Annotated in this window: 16 protein-coding genes; 6 read left to right on the top strand and 10 right to left on the bottom strand. The window is 72.3% G+C overall.

Going from position 1 to position 12337, the window contains the following annotated elements:
* The first annotated feature begins 55 nt into the window (after positions 1-55).
* Together AVL62_RS12370 and AVL62_RS12365 are read left to right on the top strand one after the other, a co-directional pair.
* Positions 56-1486, top strand: coding sequence for a sodium:solute symporter family protein (locus tag AVL62_RS12370; protein WP_058891975.1), 1431 nt, complete (start codon positions 56-58; stop codon positions 1484-1486).
* On the top strand, positions 1486-2208 hold the full coding sequence (locus tag AVL62_RS12365; protein ID WP_058891974.1) for an HAD-IA family hydrolase: 723 nt from the start codon (positions 1486-1488) through the stop codon (positions 2206-2208). Before AVL62_RS12370 ends, AVL62_RS12365 begins: the two co-directional genes overlap by 1 nt.
* Before the next feature lie 69 nt (positions 2209-2277).
* On the opposite strand, the gene AVL62_RS12360 is transcribed toward AVL62_RS12365, so the two are convergent.
* The 7 genes from AVL62_RS12360 to AVL62_RS12330 form a co-directional block, all read right to left on the bottom strand.
* The gene (locus AVL62_RS12360; protein ID WP_058891973.1) at positions 2278-2802 is read right to left on the bottom strand and encodes a hypothetical protein; all 525 of its coding nucleotides are present in this window, start codon (positions 2800-2802) and stop codon (positions 2278-2280) included.
* Between the two features lie 18 nt (positions 2803-2820).
* Positions 2821-3345 (bottom strand): hypothetical protein, encoded by a 525-nt coding sequence (locus AVL62_RS12355; protein ID WP_058891972.1) that lies wholly within the window; start codon positions 3343-3345, stop codon positions 2821-2823.
* A gap of 13 nt (positions 3346-3358) precedes the next feature.
* The gene (locus tag AVL62_RS12350; protein ID WP_058891971.1) at positions 3359-5323 is read right to left on the bottom strand and encodes a hypothetical protein; all 1965 of its coding nucleotides are present in this window, start codon (positions 5321-5323) and stop codon (positions 3359-3361) included.
* Between the two features lie 7 nt (positions 5324-5330).
* Positions 5331-5645 carry a hypothetical protein gene (locus AVL62_RS12345; RefSeq protein ID WP_058891970.1) on the bottom strand — a complete coding sequence of 105 codons (315 nt, stop codon included), beginning with the start codon at positions 5643-5645 and terminating at the stop codon, positions 5331-5333.
* Positions 5646-5742: 97 nt separating this feature from the next.
* On the bottom strand, positions 5743-6231 hold the full coding sequence (locus AVL62_RS12340; protein WP_058891969.1) for an SRPBCC family protein: 489 nt from the start codon (positions 6229-6231) through the stop codon (positions 5743-5745).
* Between the two features lies 1 nt (position 6232).
* Positions 6233-6559, bottom strand: coding sequence for an ArsR/SmtB family transcription factor (locus tag AVL62_RS12335; protein ID WP_058891968.1), 327 nt, complete (start codon positions 6557-6559; stop codon positions 6233-6235).
* A gap of 65 nt (positions 6560-6624) precedes the next feature.
* Entirely contained in the window at positions 6625-6924 is a 300-nt protein-coding gene (locus AVL62_RS12330) for a GNAT family N-acetyltransferase (RefSeq protein ID WP_058891967.1), read from the bottom strand.
* A 160-nt stretch (positions 6925-7084) separates the two neighbouring features.
* On the opposite strand from AVL62_RS12330, the gene AVL62_RS12325 reads away from it, so the two are divergent.
* From AVL62_RS12325 to AVL62_RS12315, 3 genes are all read left to right on the top strand, one after another.
* Positions 7085-7669 carry a protein-L-isoaspartate O-methyltransferase family protein gene (locus AVL62_RS12325; protein WP_058891966.1) on the top strand — a complete coding sequence of 195 codons (585 nt, stop codon included), beginning with the start codon at positions 7085-7087 and terminating at the stop codon, positions 7667-7669.
* A gap of 97 nt (positions 7670-7766) precedes the next feature.
* Positions 7767-8816 carry an SGNH/GDSL hydrolase family protein gene (locus tag AVL62_RS12320; RefSeq protein ID WP_058891965.1) on the top strand — a complete coding sequence of 350 codons (1050 nt, stop codon included), beginning with the start codon at positions 7767-7769 and terminating at the stop codon, positions 8814-8816.
* A gap of 65 nt (positions 8817-8881) precedes the next feature.
* Positions 8882-9262: a DUF2237 family protein gene (locus AVL62_RS12315; protein WP_058891964.1), complete on the top strand. Its 381-nt coding sequence runs from the start codon at positions 8882-8884 to the stop codon at positions 9260-9262.
* A 3-nt stretch (positions 9263-9265) separates the two neighbouring features.
* Here AVL62_RS12315 and AVL62_RS12310 read toward each other — a convergent pair whose 3' ends face one another.
* Entirely contained in the window at positions 9266-10009 is a 744-nt protein-coding gene (locus AVL62_RS12310) for a hypothetical protein (RefSeq protein ID WP_058891963.1), read from the bottom strand.
* A 237-nt stretch (positions 10010-10246) separates the two neighbouring features.
* Here AVL62_RS12310 and AVL62_RS12305 point away from each other — a divergent pair, with 237 nt between their 5' ends.
* Positions 10247-10522, top strand: a complete 276-nt coding sequence (locus tag AVL62_RS12305) for a DUF1540 domain-containing protein (RefSeq protein ID WP_058891962.1) — start codon at positions 10247-10249, stop codon at positions 10520-10522.
* Here AVL62_RS12305 and AVL62_RS12300 read toward each other — a convergent pair.
* Both AVL62_RS12300 and AVL62_RS12295 read right to left on the bottom strand, forming a co-directional pair.
* Entirely contained in the window at positions 10507-11310 is an 804-nt protein-coding gene (locus AVL62_RS12300) for a hypothetical protein (protein WP_153011783.1), read from the bottom strand. The genes AVL62_RS12305 and AVL62_RS12300 overlap by 16 nt on opposite strands.
* A gap of 148 nt (positions 11311-11458) precedes the next feature.
* Complete coding sequence (locus AVL62_RS12295; RefSeq protein ID WP_058891960.1) at positions 11459-12292, bottom strand: LacI family DNA-binding transcriptional regulator; 834 nt, start codon at positions 12290-12292, stop codon at positions 11459-11461.
* Positions 12293-12337 lie beyond the last annotated feature (45 nt).

Genomic DNA, 12337 nt, shown 5'->3' with positions numbered 1-12337 from the left:
CGTGCAACGTCCGCCGGGCCCGGCGGTCCCATCCCGTCCCTGTGGGAGGTCTGTCATGCAGCCCGTGCACGTCACCATCCTGGTGCTCTACCTGGCCCTGATGGTCGGGATCGGCGTCTGGTTCAGCCGGCGCAAGTACACCGCGACCGGGGACGACTTCCTCTTCGCCGGCCGCAGCCTGCCCAAGCCGGTGATGATCGGGACCCTGCTGGCCACGTGGGTCGGGTCCGGGACGATCATCGGCGGGGCGAGCTTCGCCTACACCTTCGGGCCCCTGGCCTCGATCTTCTTCATGGCGGGAACCCCGGTCGGCATCGTCGTCCTCTACTTCATCGCCAAGCGGGTCCGCCGCTCGGCCGCCCACACCGTGCCCGAGCTGCTCGAGCGGCGCTACGGCGTGGCGGTGCGGATCATCGCGGCCCTCATCACCATCCTCGCCTACACCGGCATCACCGCCTACCAGTTCACCGGCGGCGGCTACATCATCAGCGTCATCACGCCCCTGTCCCCGCAGGGCGGCGCGATCCTCGTGGCCGTCATCATCACCCTCCTCGCGGTGGGCGGCGGGCTGCGGTCGGTCGCCTGGAGCGACTTCGTCTCCGCCATGGTCATCGTCGTGAGCCTGCTCGTGGCGCTGCCGATCATCCTGGGCCGGGACATCGGCGGGTGGGACGCCTACTGGCAGGGGATGCCGGACACCCACACCACCCTCTCCGGCGGGCTCCCGGCCCTGGCCCTGCTGGGCTACTTCCTCCCGCTCTTCCTGCTCATCCTGGCCGACCAGAACATGTACCAGCGGCTCGACGCGGCGCGCAGCGAGGACGAGGCCAAGCAGGCGACCGCCGGGTTCTTCTTCACCAGCTTCCTCGTGACCGTGCCGGTGGCGCTGCTCGGCTCGGCGGCCGTGGTGCTCCTGCCCGACATCGCGCCGGACACCGCCATCCTGTCCCTCGCGGGCGAGGGCTACCTGCCGGTGGTCATCGGCGGGCTGCTGCTCGGCGGGGCCCTGGCCTTCATCATCACCACCGGGTCCTCGTTCCTGCTCTCCGGCGCCGGGAACGTCGTCTACGACGCCGTGCAGCGGATGATGGGGGTGCCGCTCGACGACGCCGGGCGCCTCAAGGTGCACCGTCTCGCGGTGCTGGCCATCGCCGCGGTCGCCTACGTGCTGGGGCGCTTCTTCCCCACCGTGCTCGAGCTGCAGCTCTACTCCTACACCGTCTACGGCGTGGCCCTGGCCCCGCCGGTGCTCGCCATCTTCTTCTGGCAGCGGGCGACCAAGTGGGGAGCGATCGCCTCGATGAGCGTCGCGGTCGTCCTCACCATCACCTGGGAGCAGCTGGGTCAGCCCGGGGACGTCAACTCGGTGCTGGTCTCCCTGCCCGCGACCCTGGTCACGCTCATGGTCGTCAGCCTGCTCACCCCCGGGTCTCGACGCAACCTCGAGGACCAGCCGCTCGAGGCCGCCGAGGGTGAGGCGCGGTGATGCGGCTCCAGGACTACCGCGCGCTGAGCTTCGACGTCTACGGCACGCTCATCGACTGGGAGGCCGGGATCGGCGGCGTCCTCGTCCCCTGGGCCGCGCAGGTGGGTCTGGGCCTGAGCGAGGAGGAGCTGCTGCGCGAGTATGCCCGGAACGAGGCCGACGTGGCGCGCGAGCACCCGCGCACGCTCTACCCGGAGGTGCTCGCCCGGGCGTTCGCGCGCACCGGTCGGGCGCTCGGCGTCCAGGTCGACGAGGGGTGGAGGCAGCGGCTGGGCTCCTCGGTGCCCGACTGGCCGGCGTTCGAGGACTCCGCCGAGGCGCTCGCCTCGCTGGCGGAGCGGTTCTCGCTCATCATCCTGTCCAACGTGCACCGTGAGGGCTTCGCCGGCAGCAACCGCCACCTCGGCATGACGCCGTCCGCGGTCGTCACGGCGCAGGACGTCGGGGCGTACAAGCCCGCCGACCCGCACTTCCTGGCGCTGGACGCCACCCTGCGGGACCTCGGGATCGCCCCTGAGGACCACCTGCACGTCGCGCAGAGCCTCTTCCACGACCACGTCCCGGCCGCCCGGCGCGGGCTCGACTCGGTCTGGATCAACCGTCGCCACGCCCGCCCCGGCTGGGGAGCGACGCCCGAGCCGCGCGGCCAGTGGTCCTACCTGGCGGAGTACCCCTCGATGGCTGCCTTCGCGCAGGCCGTCCGGGACGGCGAGGAGATCTGAGCGTCCCGAGGCCCGCGCGCCCCGGGCCTGAGTGTTATCGGCTGCGCGGCCCGCACGGGTGCGCGTCGCTCAGCCGGGCAGCCCCGGCTCGCGGTGCTCACCGAAGCGGTCCCAGTCGCCGAAGGTGATCATCGGCACCCAGTGGGTCGAGACGTCGACCCCGGTGAACTCCTCGACCTTGGCCGCGGGCTCACCCTTGACCGCAAGGTAGGAACGGGCCCACCCGTCGGGCTTGAACGTGAAGGCGGTATGCGCCTTGGAGTCCCTGAGCGACAGCCACGTCGTCTGGTCGTCCGGGTAGACGTGCACCGTGACACCGCTCAAGAACAGCTCGCCGGGACGATCGGCCTGCTCGTAGAAGTGGTAGTGCTTCACCTGCGAGCCGAACGAGTCGTAGAACACGGTCCCGACATACATCCCCTCGGGGTTGATCTTGAGCGTGTAGTCCGGCACCACGCCACCGGAGGGATCGGTGACCCTGCTCACCGAGAGGCTCGGGCCGTCGGCGAAGCGCTTCCGGGCCGGCGCCTCGCTGATCTCCTGGATCGGCTTGCGCAGGACGGGGTGCCAGTCGCGCCCGTACCGGTAGGTCATGGTGTCCCGCTCAGCCGCTCAGTCGCCCAGTCCCGGCTCCCGGTGCTCGCCGAAGCGGTCCCAGTCGCCGAAGGTGATCATCGGCACCCAGTGGGCCGAGACGTCGACACCGGTGAACTCCTCGACCTTGGCCGCGGGCTCACCCTTGACGGCGAGGTAGGAGCGGGCGCGTCCGTCGGGCTGGAAGAGCAAAGACCGGTGCGCCTTGGAGTCGCGGAGCGACAGCCACTTGTCCTGCCCGTCGGGGTAGACCGTGACCACGACCTCCCGGAGGAACAGGTGGCCAGGACGGCCCGCCTCCTCGTCGAAGTGGTACTTCTTCACCTCCGAGCCGAACTCGTCGTAGAAGACGCTGCCGACGTACATCCCGTCAGGGTCGATGCTGAGCGTGAAGTCGGGGACCGCGCCGCCGGAAAGATCGTCGACCCTGCTGACCGAGAAGAACGGGCCGTGGGTGAATCGCCGCTCAGCCTCGGCCTCGGTGATCTCGCCGATGGGCTTGCGCAGCTTTCCATGCCATCTCTGGCCATACCGGTAGGGCACGTGTCTCGCTTCCTCAGTCGAACAGGTGGGCGGTGTAGTCGAAGCCGTTGATGTCGATGATATGGACGCCGTTCTCGAAGGCGTACTCAGCCACCTCGTCAGGGATCGTCCCTCCGGCCTGGGGCGGCACCTGCAGCACCATCTCGCCCTGGAGTCGTTGACCTGCCAAGCCCGACATCTGCGTCGAGGGCACGTCGGCGACCCTCGCCGAGTCGGGGTACTTCGTCACCAGCTCGTCGATGTAGCTGAACGCCGTGCTCGGCTGCACGTCACCGAGCTGGGTGAGCTTGCGGGAGATGATCTCCTCGCCGGGGACGTAGCTGTCCAGCCGGACGTAGCCCGACCCGCCGGGCGCCTGCAGGTAGACCTGGTTGTGCGGGTAGCTCGGGGTCATGTAGGTGTCGAACCTGTTGCCCGCGACCATGTTCTGGAGCCACGGCCGGTCCCCGAAGCGACGTAGCTCGGCCGGGGTGAGGAAGGCGTCGGTGGTGAAGTTCGCGGCGTCGGCCAGCTCGTCGGCCGAGGCCGCCAGCCGGCCGCCGGGCAGCAGCCGGCCGACGTCGGTGCCGCTGGCGGCCAGCCGCTCGATGGAGGCGAGCTCCTCGACCGTCAGCGCGCGCTTGACCCACTTGCCGCCGACCGCGAACCACCCGACCACCGGCACCGCCCCGGCGTAGGACAGCCCGGCGTCGACGTAGTTGCCCTCGGCGGTGTACCAGAGGCCGTTGAGCACGTCGGCCGGCTCGCCGACGAGCGGCACCATCCCCAGGACGTCGAGGACGATGTGACCGGCCTGGGCGTACCACGGCGGCCGGTTCTCCTCGGCGATCCGCGCCTCCCGCTCGATCGCCGCGATCGAGCCCTCGAGGTCCTCGACCAGCCCCGGCTGCCAGGCGTCCGCACCCTCCACCGGCGGCGCCGCCAACCCGGTCTGGAGCCCGGCGACCAGCTGGGACACGGCATACTCGTCCATCCCGCGGAAGCGCATCGTCTCCCACAGCCGGGCGTTCACCTCGACCGGTCCGTCGTCGGTCTCGACCGTGATGGTCTCGCCCTCGGCGAAGACCTGGCGCAGGGCCTCGGGGTTGTTGCCCATCCCCTGGTAGAGCCCGCCGAACGGGTCCGTCACCAGGTTGGTGGCGGGGCTCTTGCTCGGGTCGGGGTCGAAGACGAACCCCATGGAGGTCCAGTACTCCGCCCCGTCGTCGCCCTCCAGGTCGACCATCCGGTCGTGGACCGTCGTGAGCAGGTCGGTGGAGAAGGTGCCCCGCGAGATGACCAGGGACAGCCGCTGCGCCCGGCCGCTGATCGGCGGGACGTCCTCGATGGCGTCCGCCCACGCCTCGCTCATCCCCGGCACCTCGAGGTCGCCCTCGCCCTGGGAGGCGAGCCCGTAGGTCATCCCGAGCCCGTTGAGCAGCGCGTCGTAGCGGCCGTCGAAGTCGGTGGCCTCCTCCGGGGTCCGCGCGTGGAACTCGCGGTAGGAGGAGATGCTCTGGAGGTACTGGTCCAGCGTCGCGGGCGGGACCCGCCCCGCGACGGCGGAGGCGAAGTAGGGGTCGTGGGCGTGCTCGGCGAGGATCTCCAGCAGCCGCGGGTCGATGTCCTGCGGGTCGGCGAACTCCGCCGGCGTCATGAGCACCTCGACCTCCTCGGCCAGGGCGTCGACCTCCGCCTGCGACAGGTCGCTGACGTAGCTCTCGTCGATCTCGACGACGCCCACGCCCGGTATGCCCGGGGTGCTGGCGGCGATGAGGCGCGCCAGGGCCAGGCGCCGGTTGAGGTCGCGGATGCGGTCACCCATCCACGTCCAGATGGCCGACCCGAAGTCGACCTGGGCCACCGACCCGGTGCCGATGAGGACGTGGTCCAGCCGGCCGCGGATGGTGCTCACGTCGGAGGGGAGCTCGTCGTAGGCCGACGTCATGTCGGTGACGAGCTCCTCCATGGCCCCGATGTCGATGCTGACGAGCGCCATGCCGACCTCAGCGCAGTCCCATGCGCTGCCAGCGCACCTGCCAGGCCGTCGACGGCACCTGTTCCGGCTGACCGGAGATGACCCGGTCGAAGTCGTCCAGCGCCGCAGGTCCGGCCTCGTTGAGCTTGCTCCGGTAGGTGTTGAGCTCCCCGGAGAAGTCCTCGCCCATGGGGCCCTGCCAGGCCCCCGCGTCCATGGCGCGACGCGCGGCACGCAGGGCGTCCTCCAGGCGCGCGGCCGGGCTGACGCACGTCGCCCGCGCGCTGCGGACAGCGTCCTTGTAGGTGTTGTTCACCATGACGACCTCGTCGTCCCCCGCCATCGCCCCACCTCTCCTCGCGCAGCAGAGGACACGCTAGCAGCGGTGCCCGGCGTGCGGGGGTCGTCGGACCCGCCCCGCACCCCGGGCACCGCCGAGCTCAGGCCGCCAGGAACCCGTCGATCTGGTTGATCGACTCGGTGGCGCCCTCCTCGACGCCCATGTCCAGCACCTGCTGGAGGCCCTCGGCGGAGTCGTAGACCGAGGTGAAGGTCGCGCGGGTGCCGCCGTCGACCTGCTCGAAGGCATACGTGTTGCGGGACACCGGCATCCCCTCGGCCGGGGACCAGGTCTCCGGGTCGGCGAAGCGGTCCTCGAAGGTGAAGCTGCGACCGGCGTCGACGCCGGTGATCTCCCAGAGTCCGCCGTACCTCTCGCCCTCGGGGCCGGTCATGTAGTACCTCGTGGTGCGCCCTTCCGCCAGCTCGTGGTCGACGAAGGTCGCCGGGTGGGAGGGCGGGCCGAAGACCTGCTCCAGTTGGCGGGGGTCGGCATACATCTCCCACACGCGCTCGACCGGTGCCGCGAACTCGGCGGTGATCGTGATGGTGCGGCTGTCGGTGTCGGTGGTCACGTCGGTGACGGGCATGTCAGTGCTCCTCGAGAAAGGTGTCGATGCGGTCGATGCGCCCGCGCCAGAGGTGCTCCAGCTCGGTGAGCATCGAGGAGACCGAGCGCACGGCCTCCACGTCGCCGCTGGCCAGCTGCTCCCGGCCGCGGCGACGCTTGGTGAGCAGGCCGGCGCGCTCCAGCACGGCGACATGCTTCTGGACGGCGGCGAAGCTCATGTCGTAGCTCGCCGCCAGGGCCGACACCGAGTGCTCCCCGGCCAGCACACGGCGCAGGATGTCGCGTCGCGTCCGGTCGGCGAGCGCGTGGAACATCGCGTCCGCGCGGTCCTCGGAGGGGTGGTCCATGGACACAACATACAACCAACTAGTTGTATGTTGTCAACCGGGCGACACTGGAGGGGCGGCGGAATCTAGGCCTGACGGCCGGAGTAGAGCAGGTCGGCGTAGTCGGGGTGCCGGTCGATCCAGGCCTTGATGAAGGGGCAGATCGGCAGCACCGTCCGGGTCCCCTGGGCCCGCACGTCGTCCAGGGCCCGCCGCGCTAGGGCGCTGCCCACCCCCTGGCCCTCGGCGGCCGGCTCGACCTCGGTGTGCGTGAACACCACGAGGATGTCGGTCAGCTGGTACTCGGCGAACCCCACCAGCGCGCCGTCGAGGCGCGCCTCGTACCTCGTCTGGTCGTCGTTCCGGGTCACCTGGACATCGGCCATGCCCCCAGCCTCTCGCGGCGGACGCCCGACGTCCACACGGCCACCAGGTATGACGTGTCCCAGGTCGGCGGTCCGGCCCGGGTCCTCGCAGGGAGTGGGCCGGCGCGGTGCGGGCGTATCCTGCGCCTCACCCCGCTCCCGCTCCCCCGAGGTCGACGACATGGGTCGTGCCGGTCAGCCGCGACGCCTCACCGTCGCGCAGGCGATGCAGGCGGCGCCGCGCGAGGACTTCCTCCCGCCCGCGCTGCGGGACCGGGCCGGGCAGGACGTGCCGCTGCCGATCGGGCACGGGGCCACCAGCTCCCAGCCCAGCACCGTGGCGACGATGCTGCGGCTGCTGGACGTGCGGTCGGGGCACCGCGTCCTGGACGTCGGTGCGGGGTCGGGGTGGACGACGGCCGTGCTCGCGCGGCTGGTCGGCGCGTCGGGCTCGGTCCTCGGGGTGGAGCTGGAGGCGCCGCTGGCGCAGGAGGCCGAGCGGCGGTTGCGGCGGGCCGGTCTGGCCCAGGCGTCGGTGCGGACGGCGGTGCCGGGCGTGCTGGGGTGGCCCGAGGGGGCGCCCTACGACCGGATCCTCGTCTCGGCCATGGCCCCCCGCTGGCCGCAGGAGCTCGTGGAGCAGCTGGTCGACGGCGGCCGCCTGCTCGTGCCCCTGGACGGCCGGCTGGTCCTCGCGCGCCGGCGCGGGAGGCGGGTGCACCGGCGCGAGGCGCCGGGGTGGTACCGCTTCGTCCCTCTGCGGTAGCGCCGCCGCGACGCCGCGGCCCGAGGAACGCGACCCGGCGGCAGGCGGCGGACGCGAAACCCTGCGGTGCGTCGCAGGCCTGTGTTTGCATGTGCTCATGTCAACGACGACACGGACCCTCCTGGCCTCGACCTGCACCCTCGCCCTGGGCGCCACCCTCGCCGCCGCGCCCGCGCGGGCTGCGAGCAGCGAGGGCGACTACGTCGCCTTGGGCGACAGCTTCTCCGCCGGGACGGGCACCTACGCCCGCGCCGACTCCTGCTACCGCTCGCCCCTCGGCTACCCCGCGCTCATCGCCGGTCAGCGGGGCCTCGACCTCGACTACCAGGCCTGCTCGGGGGCCGACACGACCGACGTCCTGGCCGACCAGCTCGGCACCCTCGACGCGCACACCGCGCTGGTGTCCATGACGATCGGCGGCAACGACGTCGGGTTCGCCGACGTCCTGACCGAGTGCGCGCTGCCCGGGTGGATCAGCGACTGCGACGGCGAGATCGACGACAGCCTGGCCACCCTGCGGACGGTGCTGCCCGGACGCCTGGACCAGGTCTACGGCGAGATCGCCGGGCGGGCGCCCAACGCCGAGGTGGCCGTCGCGGGCTACCCCTACCTCTTCAACGGCCAGGACTGCTCCTGGGCCACGTTCTTCTCCGGCCGGGAGATGGCGAGGCTCAACTCCGGCACGGCCGAGCTGGACCGGCTCATCGACGCCCGCTCGACCGCGGCCGGATTCACCTACGTCGAGGTCCGGGACGACTTCGCCGGCCACGCCGTGTGCGACCGCCAGGCGTGGATCAACAACCTGACCCTCCCCATCGACGAGTCCTTCCACCCCAACCGGGCGGGCAACCGGGCCTACGCCTCGGCGGTGGCCCCGGCGCTGGGCCTCGGCTCGGTGGCGGCCCGCAGCCTGCCGCAGCCGCAGGCGCAGCCGGTGCCCGCACCGAGCATCCGGTCGCAGGCCTCGGCGGTGCTGGACATGGACCTGACCAGCGCCGAGCACCTGCGGGAGGCCCGCGCCGCGGGCATCACGCCGGGCGAGGTCAGGAAGGCGGTGGCCAAGCTGCGCAGCGGCAACGAGCAGGTCGTCCGGGCCGGGCTGCGGGAGCTGCAGCAGCTGGACGAGCAGGTCGCCTCCCGCGGCTGAGGCAGCACCCCGTCCGCGGCGTGGACCTGCGGCCCGGGGGTCCGGCGGCCTGACATGCTGGCCTCATGCGCAACGTGCTCGGTCGCCCCCTCGAGGAGTGCGGCCGCGACCCGGTCACCGGCTTCACCCGGTCCGGCTCGTGCGAGGTGACCCCGGAGGACGCCGGGGTCCACGGTGTCTGCGCGGTCATGACCCAGGAGTTCCTCACCCACGAGTTCTCGGTGGGCAACGACCTGCTGACGCCCCGGCCCTCGTGGGGTTTCCCCGGCCTCCGGCCGGGCGACCGCTGGTGCGTCGTCGCGGTGCGCTGGCTGCAGGCCCAGCACGACGGTCACGCCGCACCGGTGGTGCTGGCCAGCACCCACGAGCAGGTGCTCGAGGTCGTCCCGCTGGACCTCCTGCGCAGGTATGCCGTGGACGTCCCCGACGACCTGTCGGGGTTGTGAGGCTCAGTGCGTCGTCGGCTCGTCGGCCGCGGGGCGCTGCGCCACCGCGACCAGCAGGGCACCCCCGAGCAGGTCGAGGACGCCGATGACCAGCAGGACGATGGTGAGGGCGCCCGTGTCGCCAGAACCCAGGCGCTGGATGGCCAGGATGGTGATGACGATGCCGAGGACGAGGTAGATCCAGCCACGTCGACGCAGGCTGGCCGGGTTCCGGCGGGCGGCGTCCGCGGCGGCGCGCCGCCCCGGGCCCCCGGTCTCGGCGCCCGTGGCGGGCCCCTCGGCAGGGTCGGCCGCCCCGGCCGTCCCCATGGTGGCGGTGTCGTCGGCGGCCACGGGGGTGCCGTCGAAGGTCTCGCCGCGGTGGTGGTCGTAGGCCTCGTAGCCCGTCTCCTGCCGGACCGCCTCCACCGCCCCACGCACCTGCGCCTCCAGCGTCCCGGGGTCCCCGGGTGCGTCCTCGGCGACGGTCACGGACGCCGAGCGGTCGAAGAGCTCGACCTGCAGCCCGGTGTCGAGGGCCCGGAGCTCGCCGTAGACGTCGCCGCCGGTCTCCTCCGCCACCCAGGTCTCGACCTCGCCGTCGACGACCTCGCGCAGGCGCGCCTCGATGCGGCGGAAGGTCTCGACGCCGGTGGCGAGCGCCTGCTCGTCCGCCTCCGTGGCGGCGTCCTCGGCGTCGGCGGCGGCGAGCGCGTCCGCCCAGTCCTGTCCGGGATGACGCGGGCACAACGTGATGTCGTAGCTCATGTCCCCATCTTGCCCTGTGCGGCACCGGCGCAGGACCGCCCCGGCAGGGCCGTCCCGGAATTGCGCAACACCGAGGGTGCGCATTCCTGCTGAGCCTGCGATGAGAAAGCCTTTCGAAATTAGGAGAAATGACTCGGCACATACTCTGATCAGGCACGATGATCTTGTGGCACGCTCATGGGCTCCCTATTCTCGAAGCACAGTTCCACCCGGGAACCCGACGAAAGGACGAGCATCATGGCCACCATGACCGCGATCAGCTCCTGCGCGGCGACCAGCTGCGCCTACAACAAGGGCGGCTGCAGCGCCGAGGCCGTGACCATCGGCGGCGACGGGGCGTCCTGCGGCACGTTCGTGGAGCTCGACGTCCGAGGCGGTCTGCCCGTCGCCGAGGGACACGTCGGCGCCTGCCAGCGTCTGGAGTGCGCCCACAACAAGGATCTCCTGTGCACCGCCGAGGCCATCACCGTCGGTGGCGACACGGCGCGCTGCCTGAGCTACACCGCCGGCTGAGCGAGGCTCCCGAGCGCTGCCTGGAGGTCCTCCAGGCAGCGCACCGACGCGTCGAACGGCACGAAGACCGTGCGGGTGCTCGCCGTGCCCACCTCCAGCCAGGTGCACCCGGTGCTGTCGACGTCGGCGAGCACCCGTTGGCCCACCACCGGCGACATCGAGGGCGGTGTGGGGTGGCCGGGGCCGACGAGGCCCTCCCTCGAGCCGCAGACGACCTCGTCGAGGATCTGCCCGATGCGCCCGGCACCCAGCTCCTCGACGGCGTCCCGGCAGAGCCACTCCTGGGCGCGAGCCGGGAAGCACGGTGGGTCGACGACCTCGGCGAACGCCATCGGCGTCACCCCCGCCTGGTCGTGCAGCAACAGCCGGTCCAGGCAGAGCAGGGCCACCTGGGCGCCTGAGGTCGCCGGCCAGTCCACCTCCGGCGGCAGCAGCCCCAGGCTGCTCATGGCCCTGGTCTCCCCCTCGTCCATGATCCGCAGGTGCGCGAGCGCGTGCAGGCTCGCCACCGAGACCCGCGTGCGCGGGTCGGCACCGTGGCGGTCGATCCGGAGCCGGACCTCGCGGCACGACCGGGAGGGGTCCAGGCTGTCCGCGGGTAGCGCCACCACCGGCACGTCCGCCGCCGTGAGGCCGTGGGCGAGCACGTGCAGGGAGCGATCCGGGTCGTCCCGGTAGGCGACGACGGTGGCCCGCCCGGCGCCGTGGACCAGGCGCGCCGCGGTCGAGCGGGTGGTCGCCTCCCGGAGGCGGTCGACCACCGCCGCGGTGGGATGGGGTGCCGTCATGCAGGTAAGGATAACCTCACCTCTTTAGGGAAAAGCAAGTGCGCGCATACCCCGAGGCCCGTCTACCGCCGCGGTCCAGCCGCACCGGACGCGTGCAGGGAGGCCACCGGACGCGTGGTGGGGCACCACCGGACGCGTGGGGTATGCCTCAGGCCGAGTCGCGGGTGACGACCTCGGTGGGCAGCAGGCGCCCGTCCGGCCCGGCCGGGATGCCGGCCAGCTGGTCGAGCACCAGCCGCGCCGCCGTGGCACCGAGGCCACGCGCTGGCTGGCGCACCGTCGTGAGAGCCGGCCGGCAGCGGCGGGCCCAGCTGGAGTCGTCGAAGCCGACCAGGGCGACGTCCTCCGGCACCCGCCGACCGGCGGCCAGCAGCGCCTCCAGGGCCCCGGCCGCCACCGCGTCCGAGGTCGCGAAGACCCCGTCGACGTCGGGCGCGCGGTCCAGGAGCTCGCGCATCGCGTCCCGGCCCGCGGCATACTCGTACAGCGGCCGCTCGACGACGAGCCCCGGGTCGAAGGCCGGGCCCAGCGCCGCGCGGATGCCGGCGAGCCGGTCCGCACCCGAGTCCCGGTCGAGACCGACGGCGATGATGCCGACCCGCCGCCTGCCCCCGTCCACGAGGAGCTGGGTCACCGCCGCCGCGGCGCCGGCGTTGTCGATGCCCACCCACGGCATCTCGACGCCCTGGGGCGGCCGGCCGACCAGCGCGGTCGGCAGGGTGGTCCGCTGCATCGCCTCGAGGAGGGCGTCGTGCTCGCGTGCGGAGACGACCACCGCGCCGTCGACGAACCCGCCGCGCAGGTAGCGCACGACCCGCTCGGTGTCCCGCTCGGAGTCGATGACCAGGCTGACCAGCTGCTGGTCGGCCGTCGAGAGCACCTCGTTGGCCCCGAGCAGGATGGCGAGCGGCAACGGCAGCCTCGCCGAGGCGCTGACCTCGACGCAGGAGTCGACCACGAGCGCGCTGGAGAGCCAGGGCATACCGGTCGGGGAGTGAGCCGGTGGGGGCGGGCCGGCACCGTCCGC

It is taken from the genome of Serinicoccus chungangensis (assembly GCF_001483745.1).
GTDB lineage: Bacteria > Actinomycetota > Actinomycetes > Actinomycetales > Dermatophilaceae > Ornithinicoccus > Ornithinicoccus chungangensis_A.
The sequence above is the reverse complement of the archived record's forward strand: the minus strand, read 5'-3'. Positions and strand labels throughout refer to the sequence as shown.

Excerpts from the sequence above, each read along its gene's own strand:
- AVL62_RS12350 (WP_058891971.1), bottom strand. The coding sequence starts at position 5,323 with ATGGCGCTCGTCAGCATCGACATCGGGGCCATGGAGGAGCTCGTCACC.
- AVL62_RS12300 (WP_153011783.1), bottom strand. The coding sequence starts at position 11,310 with ATGACGGCACCCCATCCCACCGCGGCGGTGGTCGACCGCCTCCGGGAG.
- AVL62_RS12335 (WP_058891968.1), bottom strand. The coding sequence starts at position 6,559 with ATGGACCACCCCTCCGAGGACCGCGCGGACGCGATGTTCCACGCGCTC.
- AVL62_RS12345 (WP_058891970.1), bottom strand. The coding sequence starts at position 5,645 with ATGGCGGGGGACGACGAGGTCGTCATGGTGAACAACACCTACAAGGAC.
- AVL62_RS12315 (WP_058891964.1), top strand. The coding sequence starts at position 8,882 with ATGCGCAACGTGCTCGGTCGCCCCCTCGAGGAGTGCGGCCGCGACCCG.
- AVL62_RS12305 (WP_058891962.1), top strand. The coding sequence starts at position 10,247 with ATGGCCACCATGACCGCGATCAGCTCCTGCGCGGCGACCAGCTGCGCC.
- AVL62_RS12340 (WP_058891969.1), bottom strand. The coding sequence starts at position 6,231 with ATGCCCGTCACCGACGTGACCACCGACACCGACAGCCGCACCATCACG.
- AVL62_RS12330 (WP_058891967.1), bottom strand. The coding sequence starts at position 6,924 with ATGGCCGATGTCCAGGTGACCCGGAACGACGACCAGACGAGGTACGAG.
- AVL62_RS12325 (WP_058891966.1), top strand. The coding sequence starts at position 7,085 with ATGGGTCGTGCCGGTCAGCCGCGACGCCTCACCGTCGCGCAGGCGATG.
- AVL62_RS12360 (WP_058891973.1), bottom strand. The coding sequence starts at position 2,802 with ATGACCTACCGGTACGGGCGCGACTGGCACCCCGTCCTGCGCAAGCCG.
- AVL62_RS12320 (WP_058891965.1), top strand. The coding sequence starts at position 7,767 with ATGTCAACGACGACACGGACCCTCCTGGCCTCGACCTGCACCCTCGCC.
- AVL62_RS12310 (WP_058891963.1), bottom strand. The coding sequence starts at position 10,009 with ATGAGCTACGACATCACGTTGTGCCCGCGTCATCCCGGACAGGACTGG.
- AVL62_RS12365 (WP_058891974.1), top strand. The coding sequence starts at position 1,486 with ATGCGGCTCCAGGACTACCGCGCGCTGAGCTTCGACGTCTACGGCACG.
- AVL62_RS12295 (WP_058891960.1), bottom strand. The coding sequence starts at position 12,292 with ATGCCCTGGCTCTCCAGCGCGCTCGTGGTCGACTCCTGCGTCGAGGTC.
- AVL62_RS12370 (WP_058891975.1), top strand. The coding sequence starts at position 56 with ATGCAGCCCGTGCACGTCACCATCCTGGTGCTCTACCTGGCCCTGATG.